The organism is Bacteroidota bacterium (assembly GCA_013360915.1).
Lineage (GTDB): Bacteria > Bacteroidota > JABWAT01 > JABWAT01 > JABWAT01 > JABWAT01.
This window is the reverse complement of the sequence record JABWAT010000003.1, coordinates 178,490-204,839: the sequence shown is the minus strand read 5'-3', so window position 1 is coordinate 204,839 and position 26,350 is coordinate 178,490. Positions and strand designations below refer to the sequence as shown.

Sequence of the window (26,350 nt, the reverse complement as noted above, 5' to 3'; positions counted from 1 at the left end):
GAACCCACCCTCGCTCCGGCTCTCTCCGTCGTCTCCAACTCAAGAGCCTTTTCGTGAAGGGACTGCAAAGTTATTTCAAAGATTTTTTATTGTCAAGAGCGCAGGAAAAAAATATTATTCCATGTCGGCAGGAGACGGGCGACGGGAGCCGGAAGAAGCAAAGACGAGGTGTTTTCTGGCCAGATAATTCCAGGAGAAGGCAGTGCCGGTTGCCAGTACTTTCGAAAACATCTTTTCAAAAAGGAAGAACTGCACAAACACCATCAGCGATATGGTATTGATGGCCAGACCAATGGCAGCCACCACGAAAACCATTGTGATTTCCTGGCGGCGCATGAAACGGCTTTCGGTAAACACAAACCGGATGGTCAGATAATAGTGAAAGGTGGTAGAGACCGCAAAGGCCATCAGAAAAGCCAGCAGATACTGAAGGTGGGTCTGCAGAAGGAAGTAGAACAGCACCCACTCCACTCCGGCGGCCACCATTCCGATTCCTACATATTTACTGAATTGCTTCAATCTGGCTTCACTTATTTAATTCAAAGTGCCCCTTAAGTTACAACCGGGACTCTTTCAGTTCAAGACTGAGGTATTTTCCGGTGTGAGATCCCTTCTGCGATGCAACGGTTTCCGGGGTTCCTTCCGACAGAATCAGCCCCCCGCCCTGCCCGCCTTCAGGACCAAGGTCAATCAGCCAGTCACAAACCTTGATCACATCGAGATTGTGTTCGATCACCACCACGGTGTTTCCCCGGTTCACCAGATCATTCAGAACCTCAAGCAGCATCCTGATGTCTTCAAAATGCAGCCCGGTGGTGGGTTCATCGAGAATGTAAAGGGTGTTCCCGGTACTTACACGTGATAATTCGGTCGAGAGTTTCACGCGCTGCGCCTCACCCCCCGATAACGTGGTGGCCTGCTGACCCAGGCGGATATATCCCATTCCCACCTCGTGAAGGGTTTTCAGCTTTCTGCGGATGGCCGGAACCGCATCGAAGAAACTCAACGCATCTTCCACTGTCATGCCAAGCACATCCGCAATGGACTTTCCTTTATACAGCACTTCCAGTGTTTCATGATTGTAACGCTTCCCTTTGCAGGTCTCGCAGGGCACATACACATCGGGCAGGAAGTTCATCTGAATCTTCCTGATTCCATCGCCCTCACAGGTCTCACAACGACCCCCCTTAACATTGAAGGAAAACCGCCCGGCTTTGTATCCTCTGATTTTCGATTCAGGTAAGTTGGTGAACAGGTCACGGATGGGGGCAAACAATCCCGTGTAGGTGGCCGGATTGGACCGGGGGGTGCGCCCGATGGGAGATTGGTCGATATCAATAACCTTGTCTATGTGCTGAAGACCTTCTATCGTCTCATAAGGAAGTGGCTGAGCTTTGGACCGGAAAAAGTGCCGGCTCAGAATCGGATACAGGGTTTCATTGATCAGCGACGATTTACCCGATCCGGAAACCCCGGTAATTCCGACCAGCATTCCCAGCGGCAGGGACAGATGGACCGATCGGAGGTTATGTCCGGTGGCACCCGTCAGGCGGATATACTTACCGTTGCCTGGCCGACGCTCATCGGGTACCCGAATCCGCTTTCGTCCGGTCAGGTAAGAGGCCGTCAGATTGTCAGGATTCAGGCGGGCGGGCGGAGCCTGATCGATCACATGACCGCCATGCTCTCCCGCCCCGGGTCCGATATCAATAACAAAGTCAGATTCACGGATCATGTCCTTGTCGTGTTCAATCACCACCACCGAATTGCCCAGATCCCTCAGGGATTTCAGGGAATCGATGAGTTTGTGATTATCCCGCTGGTGAAGACCAATCGACGGTTCATCCAGAATATAAAGAACGCCAACCAATTGGCTTCCGATCTGGGAGGCGAGCCTGATCCGCTGTGCCTCTCCGCCCGATAACGTCTTTGCCGATCGTTCCAGAGTAAGGTAACCAAGTCCGACATCGAGCAGAAAGCGGGTTCGGTCCCTGATTTCCTTGATTACCTGGTGCCCGATTTCCAATTGCCTTTTGGTCAGGGTAAGCGAATCCATCTGCCTGAAAAATCCACCGAGATCCATCACAGACAGTTCGTAAATGTTTTTGCCCCCGATCCGGATGGCCAGACTTTCCTTCTTCAGCCGGGACCCGTTACAGTCGGGACAAACTGTATCTTTCAGGAAGGCTTCCGCCCATTCTTTGATGTCATCACTGGAGGATTCATAATAGGCCTGGGTGATCATCTTATAAACCCCATCCCACCGCTGCTGATAAACCCGGCCATTGATCCGGACGGGTACCTTTTTATTCTTTCCGCCCGAGAGAATGATATCGAGAGCCTCTGCCGGGATAGAACGGATGGGGGTATCGAGCGTAAAGCCGTAATGAGAGGCCAGCCCTTCAATCACCTGAAAGGCGTAGATGGGTCTGACTTTTCCGAGCGGTGCGATCGCTTCTTCGTTAATGGTCAATCCAGCATCCGGAATGACGGCCTGTCGGTCAATTTCATGCATGGTTCCCAGCCCTTCACAGCGGGGACAGGCACCATAGGGACTGTTAAATGAGAACAGATTCGGCGCTGGTTCTTCATAGGATATGTTGCAATGGCTGCAGGAGTAATGCAGACTCAGGAAGGAATCCGATTTCGAATCGGCTTCGTGGATGATCAGATTTCCACCCCCCAGATCGAGCGCCTTCTCAATGCTGTCCGCCAACCGGAAACGGACCCCCGTTTCTGAAACAGACAGCCGGTCCACCACCAGTTCGATATCATGAATTTTATACCGGTCTGCTTTCAGGCCAGGAGTCAGCTCCTGCATTTCGCCATCCACCCGGACGCGGGTGAAGCCATCGCGGCTGAATTTTTCGAACAGTTCGCGGTAGTGACCCTTGCGTCCGCGGACAACCGGAGCCAAAATCAGAATTTTTTTGTTATGGTAGTCCTGAAGGATCCGGTCGATGATCTGATCGGAGGTCTGACGAAGAACCGGCCGGCCGCACTGGTAACAACTGGCTTCACCGATCCGGGCAAAAAGGAGCCGGAGAAAGTCATAGATTTCGGTGATGGTTCCCACCGTTGATCGCGGATTTCTCGAGGTGGTTTTCTGGTCGATGGAGATCACCGGGGAAAGACCGTCGATATAATCGACATCGGGTCGTTCCAGCACACCCATGAACTGACGTGCGTAAGCCGACAGGGACTCCATGAACCGTCGCTGCCCCTCGGCATAGATGGTATCGAAGGCCAGCGAGGACTTTCCCGAACCGGAAAGCCCGGTAATGACCACCAGCTGATCACGGGGAATATCCACATTGATATTCTTCAGGTTATGCTCTCTGGCACCCCTGACAGTGATCAGGTCCTGACTGAACGGTTCAGTTGACATAGTAACTCGTAAAAAATCCTTTAAAATACGACCTTTGCAGAACACATTAAACCAAATCCGGATTCCAGATGAAAGTTGCCCGTCCAACCAACCCGTTTAAGCGCAAGCAGGAGCCGCCTCTGTTTTCGGAAATGTATGAATTACTCCGGGACGACCAGAAGCCGGTTTTGGAATATGTTCGTGGTCATCTGATGGAAAAACTCGATTGCTACGAGGATCTGTATTATTACGGAACGACCTGGGGTTGGGTTCCCCGGTATTCGGCCCGGCGGAATAAAGTGGCCGCGGCCCTTCATTTGTTACCCGGTCTGCTGGAAGGGTCGGTCAGTCTGAGTACCCTTCATTTATCTGATATCCGCTCACACAGTGCCATTCTGGATGAACACAAACTGCTGGTTGCCGATGACGCCCAGATGGCCGTTACCCGATGGATCACCGTGGAACTCGATACCCGTCAGCGGTGTGACAGTTTTCTGGAAATCGTGAAGATTAAGATCCGGTACCTGACCGAAGGCCTGCCGGCCAGCTGAAAGAGGGATCTTCAAGAAACAGGGGAACCCGGTTAGCCGGAAAAAGGGACAGGAGTGGTTGCGGAACCGACCTTGCAGCCGAGCAGGCTTTCAGAAACTGATCGGACCATTGATCGGCCAGGACGGTCACATCCTTCTGAAGTATGAATCCCCTGCAGCCCGGGGCCCCGCACAAGCATTGGAATTCATCGTTTTCTGCCATGTGAAAACTGGCATAGTCCACCGACAGTTCCTCGCCGGGTAAAATATCTCTGACCGCCAGCTCAAATCCGTAATCGGTTCCCATGCATGTCGGCGAGCAGCTATGATTCATGTACCGGGCTGTATCCCAGCACAGCACCAGGTCTCCCTCTGAATTTCTGAAGGTAAAGCGATCCAGACCAGGCAGGACCGCTTCGGGCAAGGTCCTGATTTCATCAGGGGAGAACACCCGATCCAGAGGATCCTGAACCCATGTGACCGTGCCCTTCGGAATCCGTTCAGTGGCCACGACCCCGAATCCGACCGCCTGACTGATGAACTGTAGCCGGGTGGAGGGATGAATCATGTGCCGGTTTTGGAATGGTTGGTAATGGCTGGCAGGCGCCACGGACCCTGCTGGTAGTTACCGGGAGCTGCAATTTTTACTGCATAGTAGAAATCGGCCTGATCGGGAATATCCTCGACACCGGTCACCTGCTTGAGGAACTGTTCCTGTTCGCGGATGAAAGGAAGGAGGGGCTGTTCAATTTCGTGGAAATGTGCCATAGCAGCCCGAACTTTTTCACGCCAGACCGAACTGTAGGTCAGCACGTCTTCTCCCCGGATCACGCTTCGGCATTCGGCCGATCCGCACTGACAGTTCAGATCATTGCCAATATTGCAGGTTCCGTATTCGCAGGTGATTTCCTCCCCGGACTGGATATCGCGGATGGCTATCTCAACCTCATGATTCAGGGGAAGCATGTTGGCATTGCAGGAATGGTTCAGGTAACGGCCGAAATCCCAGCACAGGACCACGTTCCCGGCAGAATTCACATAGCTGTAACGGGCCAGAATTTCGAGATAGTTTTCTGGCAGCATCGAAATATCATCCGGAGTAAAAACCCGGTCAAGCCTGCAGAGTGTCCAGAGAACGGTTCCTCTGGGAATAAACCGGGTGGCAAAAACGCCATATCCCACTTCCGGTGATATGAACCGGAGTTCGGTATGTGGATGTATCATGTCTGAATGGAAAATTGGGTGGCAGGTAACAGGAAAAAGAAACCGGGAAGGATCCAGTGGACTATCTGTAAAACAGACGAAGGGCTCATTCCGGAAACTCCGGAACAGTCTGACTTCGGACCAATCGTCGTCGGCAGAGATGGATGGCCATGGCCTCCTCTAATCCTTTTTTAATGGGCCGAAATTAATCAGATTATTGAACCGACGCAATAGGTTATTGTTTAAATGCGGTCAAAGGGCAAAATAATCCGCACAAACCGGTAAAAAGGGGTCCGGAAGACATCAGATCGGGTATTCTTTTTCTATCAGACCGGCCACCACCTGCCCCGAAATCAGGCTGGGAGGCACACCGGGTCCCGGAACCGTCAGCTGGCCGGTGAAAAAGAGATTTCTGAGCTTTGCCGACCGGAGTCTGGGCTTCAAAATGGCCGTTTGGGAGAGGGTGTTAGCCAATCCGTAGGCATTTCCTTTGAAGGAATGATAATCCCGCGAAAAGTCCGTCATGGCATAGCTGCGTTTTGTGACCACATGATCTCTGATTTTCTGCCCGGTCAGACTTTCGAACCGATCCATGACAATCTGGTACTGACGTTCTCTTTCCATTTCACTGTCCTGCAGACCGGGGGCCAGCGGGATCAGAATAACCAGCGCTTCTCCGCCGGGAGGGGCCACTGCCGGGTCGGTAACCGAGGCAGCCGATGTGTAAAACAGCGGGCGCTTTGGCCAGGCAGGCGAGGTATAAATATCGTCGGCATGGGCATCGAAGGACTCATCAAAAAACAGGGTATGATGAATCACCCCATCCAGTTTCCGGTTCAGACCGATGTAGAACAACAAACTGGAAGGGGACATCACTCTGGATTCCCAGTAGGAAGGTGTATAACCTGCTGACTCCTCTGGCAGCAATTGCTGATCGGTGTGATGGTAATCGGCTCCAGACACGACCAGAGACGGGGTATATCGGGCCGAACTGGTCACCACAGCAGTGACAGTCTTCCCATTGGTTTCCAGTTTCTGAACCGGTTCATTGAGCCGGATATCCACTCCGTTTTCATGGCACAGCTGAACCAGCGCATCCACGATTTTTCCCATTCCGCCCATGGGATACCAGGTACCAAGAACCAGATCGGCATAATTCATCATGCTGTAAAGCGCCGGGGTGTTCGAAGGAGTGGCACCCAGAAACAGCACCGGAAACTCGAGCAGGGTGATCAGACGCGGATGGTGAAACAGTTCCCTGACATGCCGGCGGAGTGATCTGAAAATCTGAATGCGGAACGCCTCACGGATCAGCCGGAAATCCATGAATTCGGTGATGGAAAGCGAGGGACGGAAGACAAAATCACTCATCCCTGTCCTGTACTTTTGTTCGGCCTGAGCAAGAAAGGATCGCAACCGGGGAACGGACCCTGGCTCGAGCTGATCGAACAGCTGTTCCAGTTCATTCATGCCGGCAGGTACATCAATGAAGTCCTTTTCACCAAAGTAAACCCGGTAGCCGGGATCCAGGCGGACCAGGTCGTAGAAATCGGATGTCGTCTTTCCGAAACGGGCATACAGGTTTTCAAATACCTCGGGCATCCAATACCAGGAAGGACCCATGTCAAACGTATACCCCTGATCGGACCAGGAACGGGCCCGGCCGCCGGGCGTGCTGTTTTTCTCCAGCAGGGTTACCCGGTAGCCAGCCTGTCCCAATAGTGCTGCGGTGGTTAAGCCGGCAAAACCGGCGCCGATGACGACAATGTCTTTTGACATGGAGAAATCCTGATGTTTGATGTCCGGAACAGTGTTTCTGCTCCGGTTAATTCCGGAAAGCCCTTAATTCAGGTAAGCCGAGTACATCCAGACCAGTTTTTCCTGTTCACGGATGTAATCTCCCATCAGGGCCGCGGTTCCCTCATCTCCTGCATCCTGAGCCATTTTCTGCAGATCACGCTGGTGACTGATCAGCCAGGAAAGACCTTCCAGACTGATTTTTACCGCCTTCTGACCATCAGAGATTCCTCTGGATTCCTTGACACCCGACAATTTCACAGCGTCGGAAAATGTGTGAATCGGAACGCCGCCCAGCGTCAGGATCCGCTCGGCCACTTCATCGACTTTGAGCAGGTGAGCATTGTACAATTCCTCAAACTTCAGGTGCAGTTCGAAGAACTGAGGACCCTTCACATTCCAGTGAAAGCCCCGCGTATTCATATAGATAACCTGGTAGGCGGCCAGCAGATCATTCAGACTGCTGATCAGTTTTTCACTTTTTGCCTTATCCAGACCGATTGCGTTGGTGGTTGTTTGCCTGGCCATGATGTGCTCCTTTTTTCTTCAAAGGTCGGAAAGATTCGACAATATAGAAAATCTATATTATGTATTGCCCTTATTGGCAATTTCTATGTGACCCGGTTATTTATGAACCGGACGTTTCTATCGTTAAATTTATGAAAAATTGAAGGAGGAAACATGGCCATCGTTCAACCTTTCCGCGGAGTCGTATACAATCCGATCCGTGTGGATTATGAAGCAATCACCTGTCCCCCGTATGACGTGGTCAATCCGACCCTTCACCAGTCCCTGTATGACCGGCATCCGCAGAACGCCATCCGCCTGGAACTGCCCATGGAGGAAAACCGGTACGACATCGCTGCCGAGCGTTGGACCCAGTGGCGTCAGCAGCAGGTCTTGCTGACGGACGAGCGACCGGCCATTTACCTGTACGATCAGACTTTCACCACTAAGGACGGAAAGGAAGTCACCAGAAAAGGTTTTATTGCCAGGCTGAAGACCGAACCTTTCTCTGCTCAGGTGGTGATGCCTCATGAACGAACCCTTCCCAAGGCCAAATCGGACCGGCTGAATCTGTTCAGAAAAACCGCCGCCAACTTTTCGCCCATCTTCGTACTGTACCGTGATCCGTCCCTTTCTCTCGATGAATGGATGTCGGAGACACGCGATGATCTTCCGTTTATGGAGGTGGTGGACTATCAGGGAACCACCAACCGGATCTGGCGCCTGAAGAATGCGGCGGTTCTGGACCGGATTCAGGCCTACTTCACCGACCAGAAATTGTACATTGCCGATGGTCATCACCGGTATGAAACCGCGCTGGCTTATGCGGAGGAACGGGCTTCGGCCAATCCTGCTCACACCGGATCGGAAGCCTACAATTTTGTGATGGCGTATTTTACCAACATGGATGATCCCGATCTGGTCGTCTACCCCACTCACCGGCTGGTCCACAGCCTGCCGGTTCCGGTGATCACATCGCTGGCCGGTCGGCTTGAGGAAGCGTTTGCCGTTTATGAATTCGGATCTGAAAATGATCTGAAGGGATTTATCAGGCAGCGGAAGACCGGCCGGTTTGGACTGGTTCAGCCAGCAAAGGGAGAGACCCTTCGGTTTTCGGGCCTGGAATTCCGCGGAGATTTTTCACATTTCGAGGATCAGAACCTGCCCACCGATCTGAAGGAACTGGATGTCAGTGTCCTGCACCAGATTATTCTGCGGAAATATCTCGGAATCACTCAGGAGGCGCAGGACATGCAAACCAACCTGATTTATTCAAAGGATTGGGATGAATCGGTGGGCATGATCCGAAACGGAAAAGCCGAGATGGCCTTTCTGATGAACCCGACCCCGGTTTCGAGCGTTGTGAATGTCTGTAATTCGGGGCACGTGATGCCCCAGAAATCAACCTTTTTCTATCCGAAGGTGATCACTGGAATCGTATTCCATGATCTGAACGGCCGCTAGAATCAGCTGAACCAGAACCACCCGATCAGAACCAGCAGAACCAGAACCACCGACATGACTATGTTGGTGGTTTCGGGCAATCCCCGCGTTAGCGTCACCCGATCCTGACTCCGGCCTGCCCAGGTGAGCGACCCGATTACCTTCGGATCAGGTTTGGCAGTAGCCAGCGAGACCAGAACGAGCACCCCGGAGCTGAGCACAAACAGCATCACGGCAAAGTGCAGGAAGTTCATGGTGATGAATCCGTTGAACATACCCAGATCCGGCTGCAGCAATTCAAGAATCAGACGGGCAAAACCTACCACCAGACCAGTCAGCAGGGCGGCAAATGCACCCGATGCGTTCGACCGGGGCCAGAAAATTCCGATCAGGAAAACGGCCGCAATGGGAGGCGAAATATACGCCTGCACGCTTTGCAGATAGATATACACCTTGCTTGAAATATAGGGAATCAGCGGAACCCACAGAATCCCCAGTCCGACCAGGGCCACTGTGGCCAGTCTTCCCACCAGAATCAGTTTTTTCTCGGGTGCATCCGGGCGGATCCGCTTATAAAAGTCGATGGTAAACAACGTGGAGGCTGAATTGAAGCAGCTGGCCAGGGACGACATAAGGGCAGCCAGCAGGGCAGCCATTACCAATCCGCGGAGGCCAACAGGAAGCAATTCCTTTACCAGCCACGGATAGGCCGTATCACCATCGATGGTCGGATTCAGTGCACGGGCAATCAGACCGGGAAGGACCAGAATGAAAACCGGCAACAGTTTCAGAAAACCTGCCATGATGGCTCCGCGCTGTGCAATGGGGATGTTGTTTGCGCTCAGCACCCTTTGCACGATGAACTGATCGGAGCACCAGTACCAGATTCCCAGAATCGGCGCTCCGAACAGGATACCCGTCCACGGGAAGTCAGGATCTTCGAGCGGTTTCCACATGTCAAAAAAGGAGGCATCCAGGCGGGATTCCAGACCAGACCAGCCACCTACCTGAATCAGGCCAAGGGTGGTCAGCAGGGCGGCCCCGGCGATCAGCATCACGGTCTGAACCACATCGGTGTAAATGACCGACTTTAATCCGCCCAGAACTGTATAAATTCCCGTCACGACCACCAGAATGATGGCAGCCATCATCATATCCCAGCCGAAGACGTATTTCAGAACAATTCCGCCGGCATACAGGGTGACTGAAATTTTGGTAAGGACATAGCCAATGATGGAAACGGTGGCGAGGTAGGTCCGGGAACGGGAATCGAACCGTTTTTCGAGAAATTCAGGGACTGTAAAAACCTTCGAGCTCAGATAAAACGGAACAAAGACCCAGGCAAGCAGCAGCAGAATCAGACTGGCCAGCCATTCAAAATGTCCGACAGCCAGTCCGGAATGAGCCCCGGCCCCGGCCAGTCCGATAAAATGTTCAGAGGAGATATTGGCTGCAAAAAGAGAGGCCCCGATGGCCCACCATGGAGAGGACCGGCCGGCCAGGAAATAGTCGGCAGAGGTTTTTTCCTTCCGTCCGACCCACAATCCAATGGCCAGCACCAACAGCATGTATCCGATAATAATGATCAGGTCGAGTTGAAAATCCATGATGAATAGTCCTGAATGAGTCCGGTTTGATTGACACGCTGATGTTTAAAATACTAAGTTTATCTGAAGATTATGAATACACCCGGAAAAAACACACATGACAACCGCCCCACATTGCAGCAGTACATGAAATTCATGCAGTTGGTCTCGAGTGGCGGAGAGGCGAAAATTCTCATTCAGGGCGGATACGTTCTGCTGAACGGTGAAACCGAAACCAGACGCGGCAAGCGGTTAAACAAGGGAGACCAACTGATGATTGATGGAAAGGGACCGTATGAAGTTTCTTATTAGTCTGTGTGTTCTGACGGGTTGGTGGTGGGCCGGACAGGGCCAGATTCCACTGACCGATTACCGGATTCAATCCATTATCCGGCATCAGGACTTGCGGTCACCGGGGCACACCTTTCTCCCGTATTTAAGTGATTCCGATTCATTGATCCGCCGGCGGGCTCTGCAGGCCCTGGCCTCGGTTCAGAACCGAGGTGATCTGGCGCTGGTGACCGACCTGTTTCAGGATCCTTCAGCCGATGTGCGGGGGATGGCCTATCTGGCGGCTGGGCAGACCGGGGATTCTTCTGCACTAATTCCCATGATTGAAGCTCTCAGGAACGATTCCCATCCCGTTTCACGGGCGGAACTGGGGTTGGCGATCGGTCAGGTCATCACCCAGAGGCTTTATCTGGCCCTGCGGGATTCCGCCTTGCTGACCGATCCCGCGCTGCATGCCCGTGTTCTTTTCCGGATGGCCACCCGGGGTCCGTTGGCTCCGGTTCAGATTGCCGACGGAAACCTTCTGCTCAGAATGTCTCTCTCCCCTTCCGATCACTCCATGGTGCTTTATGCACTTTCCAGAGGAATCCGCAGTCCGTTGCCCGATGCCTCGCTGGCTGCCACTCTCGAACCGTGGACCTACGATGCCGACCCGCTGAACCGGAACCGGGCCATTCAGGTGTTCCGGCGGTTCCCCGATTCCACCGGTCTTGCAGCCGCCAGACGGCTGATCACCACCGAGACCGATCCCGGTGTTTTGCAGGCAGCAGCCAGGGTGTTGCTTTCAAAAGCCGCCTTTCTTGATATCTCAGATGCCGAGCGGCTGAAACGTCTGACCCTTTTCCCGACTTCATGGGTTCAGGTATCGCTGGCACAAACCCTGAGGACCACCGACAGCACAAAAGTGACCTCGGATGCCTGGAGACGGCTACGGTCGGTGGTTTATGAACGGATGGCGCTTTCGTCGCCGGTTCCCGGATACCGGGATATTGAATGGATGATCACCGCCTGCCAGTTTGGTCACGGTCCCGATTCACTGATCGGCAGGCTATCCACGCTTCCGAATCCGTTTCTAAGAGGGTTTCAGGCCGTTCTTCTCGGCTATCTTCCGGTGCCGGGATCAACAGCGCGTCTGACGGAACTTACCAGGGCCTCCGATCCGGCAATCCGCACCCCGGCCGCTCAGATTCTCACCGATCAGATCCGGAAAGGCCAGGTGGATACCCTGACCATCCGGGCCATGCTGCGATCCTGGTTGGCCACGGCCGACCTGTCCCTGGTATCTTTTGCATCGGACCTGCTCACCAACCCCGCCTTCCGCTACGAGGGACTTGAACCGGACATCGGATCCTGCTTCGATAAAACCAACTCCGCCGATGGGGTTGAGGCGTTGCTGGGACTGATCTCACTCACCCGCCAGCTCGGAACCCCTGCTGCCGCCGACTTGCTGACCCGTTGGACGTCTCATTCTTCACCGGTTGTTGCCAGGGCGGCCCGTGAAGCTTTGAATCAGAAGCCGGGACCTCGTCCGCTGCAGCAGGCCATGCCGGCCGTTGATCTTGCGGGTCTGACTGGTTTGCAAAAACCACTGTTCCTCGACTGGAAGACATCGAAAGGAACCATCCGGATGAAACTGCTTCCCGAGGAGGCCCCCATGACCGTTCTGGCCATGCTGCGACTGGTCCGTACCGGATTTTTCAACGGGATTTATTTCCATCGTCTGGTTCCGGATTTCGTGATACAGGGCGGAGATCCGCGCGGGGATGGCTCGGGTGGTCCGGGATTTGTACTCAGAAGCGAATTCAGCCAGATCCGCTATTCACAGGCCGGAAAGGTTGGAATGGCTTCGGCCGGGAAGGATACAGAAGGGTGTCAGTTTTTCATCATTCATTCACCAACTCCCCATCTGGACGGACGTTACACCATCTGGGCGGAAGTGGTATCCGGATTGAGTGTTGCAGATGAATTGGAACCGGGGGATCGTATTGAATCGGTCAGGGTGATCGGGGAATAGCCAGAAACAAGAATCAGTTGTTTGCGGGCAGATACTCCACGGGAGAGCTGGTGGTCCGCTGGCTCTTTTCCCAGTCGCGGTACCGGTCGAGCGAAATAAGACCAATCGGCCCTTCGTAGATTCCGCCATTGAGCAGATTGTCATACACACGAACCGCCAGAACATTGACACCGTTGGTAAAGGTACCGGGAGGCATCAGGTAGGCCCGCAATTCACGGTATTCCTGATAAAAATCGGATCCGGGTCCCAGACGACCGGTCCGGCCCACAAAACAGCCATTCACCCAGGCTTCATCCACATCATCAATTTTTCCGAGCAGAAGCACCAGCGGCTGATCGAGCAGATATTCCGGAACCTTAAACCGGATCCGGTACCAGCCATAACCATCGTAACCCCGGAATCCCTGGGTTTCCCACGCAGAAGGAACCCAAACCGAGGACCACGGACCCTCATCAAAAAGCTCATCACGGTAGTCTGGGCTGTCTCCGGGTGTGAATTTCCACCGGCCGGCCATGTTGACATTCAGCTCAGGGGCATCATTCAGTTCGAAAATGCCGATCCTGCCATGACTGATTCCGCCACTCAATGCCCCGTCGTACACACGAATGGCAATCACCTGCTCCTGACCCGAGCGCAGGAGTTCCGGGTGGATGTAATAGCGCTGGAAATTGTTGAAGGAAGAATTGAATCCCGGAGGGAATTCACCCGATTTGCCGATCAGAATTCCGTTTAGATACACCTCGCTGGCGTCATCAATGTAACCGAGATGCAGATAAAGCGGCCGTGGTGACTTGCGTTCGGGGATGGTAACCTTCACCCGGTACCAGGCATAACCATCGTATCCCTCGAATCCCTGATTTTCCCAGCTGCCCGGAACCCGGATGGAATTCCAGTGATCATCGCTTAAGGACGGACTGGCCCAGGAAGCATCATCGCCCAGTGAAAACTTCCAGTCTCCCCGCAGGGAAACAATCTGTTTCCATTCTTCGGCCTGAACGGTGGTCAGACCGGTCAGTAAAAGGGTGAGATAGAGGAGGCTGGTCTTCATGTTTGTAAAGACGAAGCTACCCAGAAAAATTTTCTGGCTTGTCGGAAGGGTGTCTTAACTTGTCAAAAAACGCTATTGGCAGGTAAAATCGAAGTCCCGGCCCCCTTCACAGGAGATACCGGGACTGTCTTTAAACCTTACTGGTAGGTGAAAATGACCTTTTCCTTCATTTTCGATTTGGTGCCTTCGTAAAACTGCTTTACGTCTGAATAGTAACGCGGATTGATCACGATTCCCTTCAGTTCAAACTCCTCTGAAGAAACTAACTGTCCGGCGGAGGGTTGTGTGAAGACTTTTTTATATGCCAGATGATCGGTTGATTTCTGATAGGCCTCCGGAAGGGTTCTCAGTTTATATCGTTTATCCGGAAAATTCACGGTGATGTTTTTCCGGAGAATGTACGGGTAGGCAAACTCGATGGGGTATTTGCGTTTATCCTTGCTGAGCCAGCTGGTTTTATCAATCAGTTCAAAGGGATCGGTATGAACAAAGACCAGATCACCCTGCCGGCTGATGGCAGCAGAGGTTTTAAACGAAAAGCGGAGAGCAAAATCCTGATGAATCGAATCAAGCGGGCCGTGTGATACCTTCAGCAACCGGATGTTCAGGAAATCATCTCCCATCATCGATTTGCAGTATTTCTCCAGATCCAACGCCGAATAATCCTTAAATTGATTCCGTCTGCCATGATTACGCTCTCCCCTGTAAATCATTTCCACATCGAACTGAAGGGAATCGCTGTTATCAATGGTGACCACCTGGTTGATGGTGGTGATATTGTCCCGGCTGATACTGCCCGGGGTCCGCTCAATCGTGGCGGTCTTGTTATCGTGAAGAACCAGCACATTGATATCCTCGCAATCCCACCGGAGATCATCCAGGCGGGCATACCGCATGGTAGGATCGAGCCACAGAACCTTCCCTGCCCTGGTTTCTGCTTTGGCAATCATGTGATTAAACCGCATTGAAGGGAAATTCGGGTCCATCCGGCCTTCATCCATGGTCAGAACCAGCACCGGTTCGGCTTTATAACCCAGCTCTCTCAGCATGGTGATCAGGAGGGTGGATTTGTCCTTGCAATCCCCGTATCCGAGCCGGATCACATCAGCTGGCAATGCTGGCCGGAATCCACGCTCTCCTAACGGAATGGCTTCGTACCGGAGTCCCTGTGCATAGTCATACAATGACTGAATTTTTTCCTCATCCGATTTCTTTCCGGCCACCAGCGAACTGGTAAGCTTTTTCACAGAATCGGTTGCCTGCAGGCGGTCCTTGTAGTAGTATTCCAGATACTCTTTTGCAATCACATTCCAATCGGACCAGTCAAAATCGGCAAAACGCAGATAACCGCGGTACATGGAATGATCGGGCATGTTGGGATCGGGCCGGAAGGCGGGAACATTTTTCACGGACCAGTGATACATCACTTTTGCGTCATTGAGGTTTCCGCTTGGGTTGGCCAGATTGGTCTGAACCGGATCATCCAATTGGAAATTGTATGCCTTAAACCTCCAGGTCCATCCATACCCATCATTTTCCTTTGGAATGATCATGATACGTGGAGCAATCAGTTTATAGTCGTTTTTTAAAACCGGTTCGTACTCCTGAATATCCCATCGGGCGGTACTGAAGAAGGCACTGTTATTCACCACATAGAAGTACTCAATCATTGAATTTTCACGCAGGCCCGGAAAGGTGATTTTTATCGAATTTCCCTTTTCTTTGTCCATCCCCACACCCGCCTCATAGGAGACTTTTACGATATCTGCATCCTGAACCACCACGATGGTACCATCCGGATTGATCACGCGGGCACCCACCGATTTTAAAATGTCATCATTGTCAAGCTGGAGGGAAATGCTGGAATAGGCACTCAGGTTTCTGAAAATTTTTCGCACTGTGTGGTAGGTGACTTCGGTCTCGGGGCGTGTGAACCTTGCTCCGGTGACAAGAGAGACATTCACCGTGGTTTCATTCAGTAACGTGACCGCATCATCTTCCGGGAAAGCTTCCGGGGTGATCGGACCGATATCGACCAGATCGGTCTGAAGTTGATTGATATCCACGAACAGATTGGTGGAAAGGCAGCCGGGCAGGAGAACCAGAACCGACAGTCCGGAAATCAGCAAATATTTTCTCATAACAACCTTCTGTTTTTATCGGGATTACGTGTCGGTTTTTAAGCAACCAACTGGTTACAAAAATAATAAAATCCTGATAGAACCGCTTTTAGCGGTATTACAACTGCATTAGATTTGCCCGTCGATTACTTTTGCAGCCATGCCTCTCAGAATTCCTTACCGGTATATTGAACATCCATCCGCGAAAGTGCCCGACGGTCCGGTGCTGGTCATGCTGCACGGATACGGCAGCCACGAGGAAGATTTATTTTCCATGCGCCATGCGCTGTTCCCCGGATTTCATCTTCTCAGCCTGAGGGCCCCGCATGAACTTCCCTGGGGTGGTTATGCCTGGTTTCCGATAGATTTCACCCCTCAGGGAGTACGGATCAATCCGGAAGAAGCGGCCGCCACTTTAACCGAACTGACGGCCGCCATCGAAGAAATCGGGAAGACCTTCCGCCGACCGGTGGTGATGATGGGGTTCAGTCAGGGCACCATTATGAGTTTTGGCGTGGCCTTAAGACAACCGTCGCTGATCAGGGGAGTGATCGGATTCAGCGGGCGGCTGGTCTCTTCCTTCTCTCCCGCTGTGCCAGACCCCGGATATTCATCCATCCGCATCATTCAGACACACGGAAGCATGGATCCGGTTATTCCTGTGTCGGAAGGGCGCTCTGCTTCTGAGACACTCAAACGCCTCGGCTTTACTCATGAATACCGTGAGTACACCTTTCAGCATGAAATTTCCATGAATTGCCTCGAGGATGTTAACCATTGGATTGCCGTCAACTTTAACCACTTCACCAAACCAGAGTAACCCATGAAAACACGACTGACGCTTACCCTGTTTTTCCTGTTCACCCTTGTCCAGCTGAATGCACAGACCATCGGTCCCTTCGCTTCGAAAGGAACCACCGGTCTGAATTTTTCGCAAACCGGATTTAACAACTGGGCCGGCGGGGGAGAAAATGCCATTTCCACCACCGCATACTTTAACCTTTCCCTCGATCAGGTAACCGACAATTTCACCTGGAACAACTACATCGATGTCGCCTACGGATTGGTTAAACAGGGGGAAAAGGATTTCAGAAAGGCCGAGGATAAACTGACCCTTCAGTCAAAAATCGGTCGCAAACTGAATGATCAATGGAACCTGACCGGTCTTCTGGAACTGAAGACCCAGTTCGATGCCGGATTTAAGTATGAAACCAAAGCCGGAATTGAAACCAAATCCTTTGTTTCCCGCTTCATGTCACCCGGGTATGTGAATCTGGCCATTGGTTTTGATTATGTGCCGCTTCCCAATCTGTCGGTGTTTATCACTCCTGCCACCGGAAAAGCCACCTATGTGCTGGATGATGTACTTGCCAAAGCCGGTGCCTACGGGGTCGATCCGGGCGACAATGCCTTGTATGAATTTGGTGCCTACCTGAATGCCAAATACACCGAAACCCTCATGGAAAATGTTTCACTGCTGACGAAACTGAACCTCTTCTCTTCCTATGAGAAATTGCAGTACATCGATGTGAACTGGGAAAACCTGATCTCTATGAAAATCAACACGTACCTCTCTGCCAGTATCAGCACCACCCTGATGTACGATGACGACATCGTTCTGCAGAAAGACGATGGCACCATCGGCCGGTCTGTGCAGTTCAAGGAAGTGATCGGTCTCGGTCTTTCCTACACCTTCTGATTGATACCTCTGGGGAACCGTCGCCGGTTCCCCGATTCCTTCCCCATCCCGTTTATTTTCTAACTTTCTTTTAATATTTTGCCTGCCATCTGATTCAGAGGGCACCTATGAAAACCGTTGGCATTTTGTTTGGCATGGAAAACACCTTTCCATTTGCCCTGGCCGATTCCATCAATAAACAGAACCATCCGGCGATCCGCGCCGAAGTGATGCAGCTGGGGCATCAGCAGGTGTCAGTGCCCATGAAGTACGACCTCATTGTGGACCGTATTTCACAGGATGTTCCCTTCTACCGGTCCATGCTGAAAAATGCAGCACTCACCGGGAGTTTTGTGATCAACAATCCGTTCTGGTGGTCGGCCGATGACAAGTTCATTAACTGCACCCTTGCCGAGAAAGTGGGAGTTGCTGTCCCGAAAACAGTCCTGATTCCCTCGAAAGAACGTCCGAGCAACACGCAGGAAACCTCATTCCGCAATCTCATGTATCCGCTCGACTGGGAGGGCATTTTTTCCTATCTGGGATTTCCCCTGTTCATGAAGCCCTATGATGGCGGCGGCTGGCGCGATGTGTACAAGATACATGACCGGGAGGAGTTCTGGTCGGTGTATGAGACCACGGGACAGGTGGTCATGATGCTGCAGGAGGCCATCGAGTTCGACAGTTATTACCGTTGTTACGGGGTTGGCCGGCAGTATGTCCACATCATGCCATATGAACCCCGGAATCCGCATCACCTGCGCTACCATGCCGATCCATCCAAACTCACTCCTGCCCTGAAGAAACGTATTTCTGCCGATGTGCTTAAACTCTGCACCGTTCTGGGTTACGACCTCAATACCGTTGAGTTTGCAGTCCGGGATGGCATTCCCTACGCCATCGATTTCATGAATCCGGCACCAGATGCCGATATCAAGTCGGTGACCGAACCCAATTTTGAGTGGATTGTCGGGACCATGACCCGCTTCCTGACCGATCTTGCCGAAAGCAACCGCCAACCCGACTACCCGACTCCGTGGCAGCAGGTGCTCGGTCCTGTTGGCCGGAAACCGGCAGCAAAAACCAAATCAACCCGATCCGCAAAGAAGTGAACCAATCCGCGAAGAGGATACCATGTTAGAACGTCCCGATTTTACACTGGGAATCGAAGAAGAGTTCATGATTGTGGACCCGGTATCGGGTGAACTGAAATCGAGCATTTCGGAAATTTTCGAAGATGGGAAGATGATCCTTCAGGAGAAGATCAAACCCGAAATGCACATGTCGGTGGTCGAAGTGGGAACCCACATCTGCAAAACCACCAGCGAAGCCCGGCAGGAAATCGTTTCGCTCCGCAGCGAAATTTCGAAACTGGCACGGGCACAGGGGCTCGAAATTGCAGCCTCGGGAACCCATCCCTTCAGTCACTGGAAGGATCAGGATATTCACCCCGACAGCCGGTACCTGAAAATTGTGGAAGACATGCAGATTGTTGCACGAAGCAATCTGATTTTCGGTCTTCACGTTCATGTGGGAATCAGCGACAAGCAGACGGCCATTCAGCTGATGAACGAAGTGAGATATTTTCTCCCTCACATTCTGGCGCTTTCGACCAATTCACCCTTCTGGATCGGACGAGAAACCGGCCTGATGAGCTACCGGACCAAGGTGTTCGATAAATTTCCCCGGACCGGAATTCCCGACTATTTCCCGACTCACTGGGATTTTGCCAATTATGTTGACACCCTGGTGAAGGTGAATTCCATTGATAACGCCAAGAAAATCTGGTGGGATGTCCGTCCGCATCCGTTTTTCCCAACGCTGGAATTCCGGGTGGCCGATGTTCAGATGCGGGTGGATGAAACCATTGCACTGACCGCTCTGATTCAGTCACTCTGCCTCACCCTGTGGAAAATGCGGACGAAGAACATTGGCTGGCGCATGTATCGTCGCGACTTCATCATGGAAAACAAATGGCGGGCGGCCCGTTACGGCATCCGCGGAAACATGATTGATTTTGGCAAGACCATGGAAGTGCCCACTGTGGAACTGCTGTATGAACTGATTGAGTTTGTGGCTGAAGCCGCCGAGGAACTCGGTTGCCGCAAAGACCTGATGTACATCCATAAAATGATCTCGAACGGAACCGGGGCCGAACGTCAGCTTCAGGCCCACAAGGAGTCGGGTGGAGATTTTGCAAAACTGGTGCAGTACATCGTTCGCGAAACCCACACCGGATTACCTGTCTGATGGTACAGGACCGGCGGCATTCATTTATTTCCGGATTCAGCCAGCAACGCTACCAGCGTTTTGTGGCAGACATGGAAGCCGACTTTGGTTCACCCATTGCCTTCCACATCTGCGAAACCCCGGTTTTCTTCGACCGGGAGCTGACCCGTCGTCTCATCAGTGATGCCACCGATCTGCTGTATCAATCGCTTTCCCCCGCCATTCAGTCCCTGACCGATCGCGCCATTCCCCCGCACTACCGGGTTCCCGGTCCGGAAGGGAAACCGCACTTTGTTCAGGTGGATTTTGCCATCACCCGGCAGGAGGGTGCCTTGGTGCCAAAACTGATTGAACTGCAGGGATTCCCTTCCCTTTACGCATTCCAGCTGGGCCTGGGCCGGCATCTGAAAACCTATTCGGGCATGACCGATGTTTCCATTCTGCCCGATGGAATGACCGAAGATCGCTATCAGCAACTCCTGACCCGGACGCTCACCGGCGGCCAGTCACCAGAGGAGACCGTTCTGCTCGAAATTGATCCGGACCGACAGAAAACCTTCATCGATTTTCACCTGACCCGTCAACTCACCGGAATCAGGATTGTGGATCTGTTGTCTGTTAAAAGAGACGGAAACCGTTACGTTTACAAAGCTGATGAAAAATGGAATCCACTTAGCCGGGTGTATAACCGGGTTATTTTCGATGAACTGGACCGGAAAGGGCTTCAGTCCCCCATCGATTTCGGAACGGTGGACCATCTGACCTGGATCACTCATCCCAACTGGTATTACCGCATTTCGAAATTTCTGCTTCCGCTTTTGCAGCATCCGTCGGTTCCGGCCTGCTGGTTTCTCGATGAAGCTCCCTGGCAGGATCTGGATCTGAGCCGGTATGTGCTGAAACCTCTCTTTTCCTTCGCGGGTACAGGGGTCAAAGTGACCATCACGGCAGACGACATCCGTTCCATACCGGAAGCGGACCGTCATGATTACATTCTGCAGGAAAAAGTGGCGTACGAACCCATTCTCGAAACACTGGATGATCCTGCCAAACTGGAAGTCCGTGTGATGTTTCTGCCCGATGGGGAGGGTTACGTGTGCAGCAACTTTCTGGTGCGGGTATCAAAGGGGGCCATGATGGGTGTCGATTTTAATAAAAACCGCACCTGGGTGGGCTCGGCGGGCGCCTTGTTTCTTCCCTGACCGGCAGACTATTGCAGAGCCGGGAATCCGCGTTCCACCGGGAAACCGTTGTAAATCCAGCCACCGAATCCATCCGACAGATAAATCACCTTCCTGAAGTTCATTTCAGCCAGAACCGGAAACAGTTTGGTATCACAGACCGAGGTTCCGCAATAGACCACCACCGTCTTTGATGTGTCGAGCATGGCCAGTGTCAGGCGGGCGGTTCCTCCGCGTTCGTCGGCAGGAAACGCACCCGGAATCCGGGCTTCCTCAAAATCGGTGAAGCGGCGCGTATCGATGAAGACCACATTGGTATCTCCCAGTTTACTCACCATCTGCCCCGAGGTACGGATGATAAATCCGTAATGTTCCCGTTGCCAGGCATCCATATCCACCGGTTTGTCTGCGGAACAACCCATCAGAAACAGAATGAATCCGGCCGGAAGGATCAACCATTTTTTCATCGTCACTCTCCATCGTATCTTGCCGGCCCGGTCAATGAACAGACCATGTTCCGGGCTTTAATACCGTTAGATACTAAACCATCAATTCAGAGTCATTGTTTCCGCCCCGGGCTTTTACCAACCTGTGAAATCTGCATTCCTGATCCGCTCCGATCCTGACCGCCTGTACCAGCTGATTTTCCGCCGGTCGGTGCTGAAAAAATTTGTGGTTCCCTCGAAGAGTCTGGGACTTTCCCGGACGGTCTATGTTTATTTCCCGGTCGGCTATGAAAATCTGGATCAGCGGTTTCCGGTTTTGTACCTTTTCAGAAACCATGAAAGCGAATGGATCAACCGCAAGCAGGATGGATCGCGTCAGGGACGGAATGTGCGTGACGTGCTCGATGAACTCATCCGCACCGGTAAAATGAAGCCGCTTCTGGTGGTCATGCCCGGGATGGGCAGTCTGGATAATCACATTCCCGGATTGGGTGTCAATTTCTCTCATCCGGCCCTGGCCAGCGGACGGGAAGGGATCGGAACCGGCCGTTTCGAAGATTACCTGATCAGGGACCTGATTCCCTGGGTGGATCACCGTTTCCGCACGCTTCCCGGTCCCTATCACCGGGGAACCGATGGATTTTCTCTCGGTGGGTACACGGCGGTTCAGCTGGTCCTTCGCCATCCGGATCTGTTTCACACCGCCGGTTCTTTTGATGGCACCCACATGTGGCTGAATTTCCGCGATCCGCGCGGAGGCGGCGGTCCCGATAAGACCTGGACGGAATCCACCATGTTTGAACCCGCCTTCGGGAAACCATTTTCCATTCCGCTGGCACTTGAGTACAATGCATCGAACCTGCTGACCCAGCTGGCCCGATCCCGGAAAAGACCCGACCTGAAGTTCCTGATCACCTGCGTTAACCGCGAACCCGACGGAAACCGGGATCGGGCGCTTCACCTGCTGTATCAGCTCGATAAAGCCGGTTACCGGAACGAACTTCCCACCCATGTTCTCGATCCGGATGCATCGCACAACTGGTACTGGGCCGATCGCCACCTGGCCCTGACGGCCCCGGTTCACAGCCGGTTGCTGTGGGAAAAAGCCTGAGCATTCCGCTTTCCATCACATTAATTCTTTTAAAAAAGCGCTTTTCCCTGTTTCCATTCATTGACTGATTGCCTACCTTTTGGTTTTACAAAAGGATGACAAATCATGTACGGCATGCATCAGTTTCCCGATCAGGTCTCCCGTCTTTCCGATCTACCCACCGGGTACGATCTGCTTCATCATCCCTGGTTCAGCAAAGGAACCGCCTTTACCGAAGAAGAGCGCGATTTGCTCAACCTTCGTGGTCTGTTGCCTCCCATCGTCAGCACCATTGAGGGCCAGACTCAGCGGGCCATCAATAACATCCGGAAAAAATCGACCAATCTGGAAAAGTACATTTTTCTGGTGACCCTGCAGGAACGGAATGAGACTCTGTTTTACCGGTTGCTGATGGACCACCTGGAAGAACTGATGCCCATCATTTACACACCAACCGTCGGACAGGCCTGTTCTGAGTACCTGCATATTTTCCGCCGGCCTATGGGACTTCAGCTTTCCAAGCGGGACAAGGGCCGGTTTAAACAGATTCTTCAGAACTGGCCGCGCAAGGATGTCCGGGTCATTGTGGTAACCGATGGGGAGCGCATTCTCGGACTTGGCGACCTGGGTCTTGGCGGTATCGGGATTCCGGTGGGGAAAATGGCCCTTTATACTGCATTGGCCGGTATCCACCCGGGACACAATCTGCCCATTATTATCGATGTGGGAACCAACAATCCCAGACTGCTGAATGAGCCCCTCTATCTCGGACTGAAAGAGGAACGGATCCGCGGTCAGGAATACGATGATCTGATTGATGAATTCGTCTGGGCCGTGCAGGAAGTGTATCCCAAAGCGCTGATTCAATTCGAGGATTTTGCAAACCTGAATGCGTTCCGGTTGCTGGAAGCGTATGAAGACCGCATTTCCTGCTTCAATGATGATATACAGGGTACAGCCAGTGTGGCGGTGGCCGGTGTCTTTGCCGCTCTGAAGGAAACCCGGACCCGTCTGGCCGACCACCGCATTCTGTTCCTCGGCGCCGGTGAAGCTGCCACGGGAATCGGACATCTGATCGTGGACGCTCTGAAGGAAGACGGCATGCCGGAACCGGAAGCAAAGACCCATTGCTGGTTTGTCGATTCGAAAGGGCTGGTCGTTACCGGCCGGGAAGGCATCGGCGGACACAAGGCCTTTTTCGCACATACGGGCGAGTTTACTGCTGACCTGCTGACGGCCATCCGGTTGTTAAAACCCACCATTCTCATCGGTGCCTCGGGTCAGGGAGGATCCTTTACCCGCGAGGTGATTGAAGCCATGGCTGCAATCAATGACAGGCCGGTGATTTTTGCGCTTTCCAATCCGACTTCCCATGCAGAATGCACGGCTGAACAGGCGTATGGCTGGTCGGGCGGACGGGCCATTTTTGCCAGCGGAAGTCCGTTCGATCCGGTCACCATCGATGGAAAAACCCGGTATCCCGGACAGGGAAACAACGCTTACATCTTCCCGGCAGTCGGACTGGCGGCAGTGGTGACGGCTGCCAGCCGGATTCCCAATGAAACGTTTCTGATCGCAGCTCATGCGCTTTCCGAACTGGTGACCGACCAGGAACGGTCAGAAGGACGGTTGTATCCCACCCTGACCCGAATCAGAGAAGTCTCCTTCCACATTGCACTGGCGGTGACCCGGTTTCTTTTCAGAAAACGGCTGGCCCGCGTGAAAGAACCGGCTGACCCGGAATCCTGGCTGCGCACGTTTATTTACGAACCCAGATACCCCGATTACACCCGGCTGCCCCGGTAAGTAAAGTGGTTACCGGTTTGAAACCGTCCCCGGGCACCTGATCTTTGCCCGATGCCGATTTTTACCTGTAACCAGCTCGCAAAATCTTACCACAACCGCCTGTTGTTCGAAAATGTCTCCTTCGGATTGGATGACGGAGACCGGGTGGGAATTATCGGGCGAAACGGAGCCGGAAAAACCACCCTGCTTCGGATCATCGCCGGCGAGGAACAACCCGATACCGGTCAGGTGGTATTTAACAAATCGGCCCGGTTCCGGTATCTTCCTCAGCTTCCTTCCTTCGACCGGCACGCCAATCCGCTCGATACGGTACTCATGGCCCGTCCCGATCAGTACCGGCTGTTAAAAGAATATGATCAGATTGCCCACTCGACCAGTCCCGACACCGACCGTCTGGCCGTACTGGCCCATGATCTCGACGCCACTGGTGGCTGGAATCTGGAACAGCAGGCACGCGAAATGCTTCACCGGCTGGGTGTCACTGACTTCTCGGCCGATGTGACCACGCTTTCGGGCGGGCAGCGCAAGCGGATTGCCCTGGCACAGGTTCTGCTTTCCGATCCCGACCTGCTCATTCTGGATGAGCCCACCAACCATCTGGATGCGGATACCGTGCAATGGCTTCAGGATGTGCTTCAGCAGTCACCACGGGCTTTGCTGCTCATCACCCACGACCGGTATTTTCTCGATGCCGTCAGTAACCGCATTCTCGAACTGGACCGGCAATCGATCATTCACTATCCGGGTAATTACGAACAGTTTCTCGAGCGGAAAGAAGCCGTTCTGGAAGCCGAAGAAGCCGCCCAGGATCATCTGCGGAATAAGCTGCGAACCGAACTGGCCTGGTTGCAGCGGGGTGCCCGCGCACGCCGGACGAAACAGAAAAGCCGCATCGACTGGATTGCCTCCATGCAGGCGGCCCCAAAACCACCCGAAGAGAAGAAAATCAAAATCGAGCTGGGAAATCAGTTTCTGGGTGCCAAAGTTATTGATGCCATCAACATCGGTAAGTCCCTTGGGGAAAAACTCCTCTTCAAATCTTTCACCCTTGTCACCTCACCGGGAGACCGGATTGGCATCATTGGTCCGAACGGAAGCGGGAAGACCACCCTGCTGAAAGTCCTGGCTGGTGTGCTTCCTCCCGATACTGGCACGTTAAAAATCGGACAAACAGTCAACCTCGCCTGGTTCCGGCAGGAAATTGATGATTTGCAGTCGGGGCAGACGGTTATCGGGTCGCTGAAGGAGATTGCCGAATACATCGATGTGGGGGTTGGCCGCGACCGCTATCTGACCGCCAAAGATCTGCTCGATCAGTTTTTGTTTTCCCCGAATCAGCATCATGCAAAGGTGGATACCCTTTCGGGGGGTGAACGACGCCGGCTGTCCCTGCTTCGGCTGCTCATGCGGAATCCGAATGTGCTGCTGCTTGATGAACCCACCAACGATTTCGATCTGGATACACTTGGTGCACTCGAAAATTATCTGCAGAATTTTGGCGGATGTCTGCTGGTGGTTTCCCACGACCGGTCGTTTCTCGATAAAACCGTCGATACGATCCTGGCGTTCGAACCCGGCGGCGTGATTAAAACTTACCCGGGAAATTACTCGGCCTACCTCGATAAAAAGGAAGCCCGCGAAAACGAGCAGTCATCCACCGTTGCAACCAAACCAAAAGCACCGGCAAAACCCACCTCCCCGGCCACCAAATCAGGGAAACTGTCCTACAAGGAAACCCGGGAACTGGAACAACTCGACCGGGATATTCAATCCATCGAAGATGAAAAAGCCAGCCTGACCGAACAGTTACATCTCTGCGGCGAATCGGATTATAAGAAGCTGATGGAGATTTCCAACCGGATTGAGGAACTGGATAACCAGCTCGAGGAAAAATTTCTTCGGTGGATGGAATTGTCTGAGCAGGGAAAAAAGAGCTGAATTAACCAACGGCCATCTCGTTTATTTCAAAACAACCGGAATTATCTATTCACCAATCCAGATTCCGGACCTTCGG

At 52.8% G+C, this 26,350-nt stretch carries 22 protein-coding genes; 12 read left to right on the top strand and 10 right to left on the bottom strand.

The window, feature by feature from the left end; all coding sequences use genetic code 11:
- Nucleotides 1–114 precede the first annotated feature (114 nt).
- Nucleotides 115–486: a GtrA family protein gene (locus tag HUU10_07185; protein NUQ81380.1), complete on the bottom strand. Its 372-nt coding sequence runs from the start codon at nt 484–486 to the stop codon at nt 115–117.
- A 70-nt stretch (nt 487–556) separates the two neighbouring features.
- On the bottom strand, nt 557–3,388 hold the full coding sequence (gene uvrA, locus HUU10_07180) for an excinuclease ABC subunit UvrA (GenBank protein ID NUQ81379.1): 2,832 nt from the start codon (nt 3,386–3,388) through the stop codon (nt 557–559).
- Nucleotides 3,389–3,456: 68 nt separating this feature from the next.
- Between uvrA and HUU10_07175 the strand changes: the two genes are divergently transcribed.
- Nucleotides 3,457–3,918, top strand: coding sequence for a DUF3788 family protein (locus HUU10_07175; GenBank protein ID NUQ81378.1), 462 nt, complete (start codon nt 3,457–3,459; stop codon nt 3,916–3,918).
- Here the strand turns inward: HUU10_07175 and HUU10_07170 are convergent.
- The 4 genes from HUU10_07170 to HUU10_07155 all read right to left on the bottom strand — a co-directional run bounded on the left by HUU10_07170 (nt 3,878) and on the right by HUU10_07155 (nt 7,425).
- Complete coding sequence (locus HUU10_07170) at nt 3,878–4,465, bottom strand: SET domain-containing protein-lysine N-methyltransferase (GenBank protein ID NUQ81377.1); 588 nt, start codon at nt 4,463–4,465, stop codon at nt 3,878–3,880. The genes HUU10_07175 and HUU10_07170 overlap by 41 nt on opposite strands.
- The gene (locus HUU10_07165) at nt 4,462–5,121 is read right to left on the bottom strand and encodes an SET domain-containing protein (protein NUQ81376.1); all 660 of its coding nucleotides are present in this window, start codon (nt 5,119–5,121) and stop codon (nt 4,462–4,464) included. The genes HUU10_07170 and HUU10_07165 overlap by 4 nt, the downstream gene beginning before the upstream one ends.
- 282 nt (nt 5,122–5,403) lie before the next feature.
- On the bottom strand, nt 5,404–6,879 hold the full coding sequence (crtI, locus tag HUU10_07160; GenBank protein NUQ81375.1) for a phytoene desaturase: 1,476 nt from the start codon (nt 6,877–6,879) through the stop codon (nt 5,404–5,406).
- Nucleotides 6,880–6,942: 63 nt separating this feature from the next.
- Nucleotides 6,943–7,425 (bottom strand): DNA starvation/stationary phase protection protein, encoded by a 483-nt coding sequence (locus tag HUU10_07155; GenBank protein NUQ81374.1) that lies wholly within the window; start codon nt 7,423–7,425, stop codon nt 6,943–6,945.
- 153 nt (nt 7,426–7,578) lie between these two features.
- Here HUU10_07155 and HUU10_07150 point away from each other — a divergent pair, with 153 nt between their 5' ends.
- Complete coding sequence (locus tag HUU10_07150) at nt 7,579–8,868, top strand: DUF1015 domain-containing protein (GenBank protein ID NUQ81373.1); 1,290 nt, start codon at nt 7,579–7,581, stop codon at nt 8,866–8,868.
- Nucleotides 8,869–8,870: 2 nt separating this feature from the next.
- Here HUU10_07150 and HUU10_07145 read toward each other — a convergent pair whose 3' ends face one another.
- Nucleotides 8,871–10,454, bottom strand: coding sequence for a sodium/solute symporter (locus HUU10_07145; protein NUQ81372.1), 1,584 nt, complete (start codon nt 10,452–10,454; stop codon nt 8,871–8,873).
- Between the two features lie 72 nt (nt 10,455–10,526).
- On the opposite strand from HUU10_07145, the gene HUU10_07140 reads away from it, so the two are divergent.
- Nucleotides 10,527–10,745: an RNA-binding S4 domain-containing protein gene (locus tag HUU10_07140; GenBank protein ID NUQ81371.1), complete on the top strand. Its 219-nt coding sequence runs from the start codon at nt 10,527–10,529 to the stop codon at nt 10,743–10,745.
- Nucleotides 10,729–12,738 (top strand): peptidylprolyl isomerase, encoded by a 2,010-nt coding sequence (locus tag HUU10_07135; protein NUQ81370.1) that lies wholly within the window; start codon nt 10,729–10,731, stop codon nt 12,736–12,738. The genes HUU10_07140 and HUU10_07135 overlap by 17 nt, the downstream gene beginning before the upstream one ends.
- A gap of 13 nt (nt 12,739–12,751) precedes the next feature.
- Here HUU10_07135 and HUU10_07130 read toward each other — a convergent pair whose 3' ends face one another.
- Both HUU10_07130 and HUU10_07125 read right to left on the bottom strand, forming a co-directional pair.
- Complete coding sequence (locus HUU10_07130) at nt 12,752–13,786, bottom strand: glycoside hydrolase (GenBank protein NUQ81369.1); 1,035 nt, start codon at nt 13,784–13,786, stop codon at nt 12,752–12,754.
- A gap of 137 nt (nt 13,787–13,923) precedes the next feature.
- The gene (locus HUU10_07125; protein NUQ81368.1) at nt 13,924–15,927 is read right to left on the bottom strand and encodes a DUF3857 domain-containing transglutaminase family protein; all 2,004 of its coding nucleotides are present in this window, start codon (nt 15,925–15,927) and stop codon (nt 13,924–13,926) included.
- 139 nt (nt 15,928–16,066) lie between these two features.
- Here HUU10_07125 and HUU10_07120 point away from each other — a divergent pair, with 139 nt between their 5' ends.
- From HUU10_07120 to HUU10_07100, 5 genes are all read left to right on the top strand, one after another.
- Complete coding sequence (locus tag HUU10_07120; protein NUQ81367.1) at nt 16,067–16,726, top strand: hypothetical protein; 660 nt, start codon at nt 16,067–16,069, stop codon at nt 16,724–16,726.
- A gap of 3 nt (nt 16,727–16,729) precedes the next feature.
- Nucleotides 16,730–17,605, top strand: coding sequence for a DUF3078 domain-containing protein (locus HUU10_07115; GenBank protein NUQ81366.1), 876 nt, complete (start codon nt 16,730–16,732; stop codon nt 17,603–17,605).
- Between the two features lie 107 nt (nt 17,606–17,712).
- A complete protein-coding gene (locus tag HUU10_07110) occupies nt 17,713–18,696 on the top strand; it encodes a hypothetical protein (protein ID NUQ81365.1) in 984 nt (327 codons plus the stop codon).
- A gap of 22 nt (nt 18,697–18,718) precedes the next feature.
- A complete protein-coding gene (locus HUU10_07105) occupies nt 18,719–19,834 on the top strand; it encodes a carboxylate-amine ligase (protein ID NUQ81364.1) in 1,116 nt (371 codons plus the stop codon).
- A complete protein-coding gene (locus tag HUU10_07100; protein ID NUQ81363.1) occupies nt 19,834–21,015 on the top strand; it encodes a hypothetical protein in 1,182 nt (393 codons plus the stop codon). Before HUU10_07105 ends, HUU10_07100 begins: the two co-directional genes overlap by 1 nt.
- Before the next feature lie 8 nt (nt 21,016–21,023).
- Here the strand turns inward: HUU10_07100 and HUU10_07095 are convergent, their stop codons facing one another.
- On the bottom strand, nt 21,024–21,461 hold the full coding sequence (locus tag HUU10_07095; GenBank protein ID NUQ81362.1) for a rhodanese-like domain-containing protein: 438 nt from the start codon (nt 21,459–21,461) through the stop codon (nt 21,024–21,026).
- Between the two features lie 124 nt (nt 21,462–21,585).
- Here HUU10_07095 and HUU10_07090 point away from each other — a divergent pair, with 124 nt between their 5' ends.
- The 3 genes from HUU10_07090 (at nt 21,586) to HUU10_07080 (ending at nt 26,274) form a co-directional block, all read left to right on the top strand.
- Nucleotides 21,586–22,551, top strand: a complete 966-nt coding sequence (locus HUU10_07090) for an esterase (GenBank protein NUQ81361.1) — start codon at nt 21,586–21,588, stop codon at nt 22,549–22,551.
- 114 nt (nt 22,552–22,665) lie between these two features.
- Entirely contained in the window at nt 22,666–24,336 is a 1,671-nt protein-coding gene (locus HUU10_07085) for an NAD-dependent malic enzyme (GenBank protein ID NUQ81360.1), read from the top strand.
- A gap of 51 nt (nt 24,337–24,387) precedes the next feature.
- Nucleotides 24,388–26,274, top strand: coding sequence for an ABC-F family ATP-binding cassette domain-containing protein (locus HUU10_07080; protein NUQ81359.1), 1,887 nt, complete (start codon nt 24,388–24,390; stop codon nt 26,272–26,274).
- Nucleotides 26,275–26,350 lie beyond the last annotated feature (76 nt).

Excerpts from the sequence above, each read along its gene's own strand:
- HUU10_07185 (NUQ81380.1), bottom strand. The coding sequence starts at position 486 with ATGGTGGCCGCCGGAGTGGAGTGGGTGCTGTTCTACTTCCTTCTGCAG.
- uvrA (NUQ81379.1), bottom strand. The coding sequence starts at position 3,388 with ATGTCAACTGAACCGTTCAGTCAGGACCTGATCACTGTCAGGGGTGCC.
- HUU10_07175 (NUQ81378.1), top strand. The coding sequence starts at position 3,457 with ATGAAAGTTGCCCGTCCAACCAACCCGTTTAAGCGCAAGCAGGAGCCG.
- HUU10_07170 (NUQ81377.1), bottom strand. The coding sequence starts at position 4,465 with ATGATTCATCCCTCCACCCGGCTACAGTTCATCAGTCAGGCGGTCGGA.
- HUU10_07165 (NUQ81376.1), bottom strand. The coding sequence starts at position 5,121 with ATGATACATCCACATACCGAACTCCGGTTCATATCACCGGAAGTGGGA.
- crtI (NUQ81375.1), bottom strand. The coding sequence starts at position 6,879 with ATGTCAAAAGACATTGTCGTCATCGGCGCCGGTTTTGCCGGCTTAACC.
- HUU10_07155 (NUQ81374.1), bottom strand. The coding sequence starts at position 7,425 with ATGGCCAGGCAAACAACCACCAACGCAATCGGTCTGGATAAGGCAAAA.
- HUU10_07150 (NUQ81373.1), top strand. The coding sequence starts at position 7,579 with ATGGCCATCGTTCAACCTTTCCGCGGAGTCGTATACAATCCGATCCGT.
- HUU10_07145 (NUQ81372.1), bottom strand. The coding sequence starts at position 10,454 with ATGGATTTTCAACTCGACCTGATCATTATTATCGGATACATGCTGTTG.
- HUU10_07140 (NUQ81371.1), top strand. The coding sequence starts at position 10,527 with ATGAATACACCCGGAAAAAACACACATGACAACCGCCCCACATTGCAG.
- HUU10_07135 (NUQ81370.1), top strand. The coding sequence starts at position 10,729 with ATGAAGTTTCTTATTAGTCTGTGTGTTCTGACGGGTTGGTGGTGGGCC.
- HUU10_07130 (NUQ81369.1), bottom strand. The coding sequence starts at position 13,786 with ATGAAGACCAGCCTCCTCTATCTCACCCTTTTACTGACCGGTCTGACC.
- HUU10_07125 (NUQ81368.1), bottom strand. The coding sequence starts at position 15,927 with ATGAGAAAATATTTGCTGATTTCCGGACTGTCGGTTCTGGTTCTCCTG.
- HUU10_07120 (NUQ81367.1), top strand. The coding sequence starts at position 16,067 with ATGCCTCTCAGAATTCCTTACCGGTATATTGAACATCCATCCGCGAAA.
- HUU10_07115 (NUQ81366.1), top strand. The coding sequence starts at position 16,730 with ATGAAAACACGACTGACGCTTACCCTGTTTTTCCTGTTCACCCTTGTC.
- HUU10_07110 (NUQ81365.1), top strand. The coding sequence starts at position 17,713 with ATGAAAACCGTTGGCATTTTGTTTGGCATGGAAAACACCTTTCCATTT.
- HUU10_07105 (NUQ81364.1), top strand. The coding sequence starts at position 18,719 with ATGTTAGAACGTCCCGATTTTACACTGGGAATCGAAGAAGAGTTCATG.
- HUU10_07100 (NUQ81363.1), top strand. The coding sequence starts at position 19,834 with ATGGTACAGGACCGGCGGCATTCATTTATTTCCGGATTCAGCCAGCAA.
- HUU10_07095 (NUQ81362.1), bottom strand. The coding sequence starts at position 21,461 with ATGAAAAAATGGTTGATCCTTCCGGCCGGATTCATTCTGTTTCTGATG.
- HUU10_07085 (NUQ81360.1), top strand. The coding sequence starts at position 22,666 with ATGCATCAGTTTCCCGATCAGGTCTCCCGTCTTTCCGATCTACCCACC.
- HUU10_07080 (NUQ81359.1), top strand. The coding sequence starts at position 24,388 with ATGCCGATTTTTACCTGTAACCAGCTCGCAAAATCTTACCACAACCGC.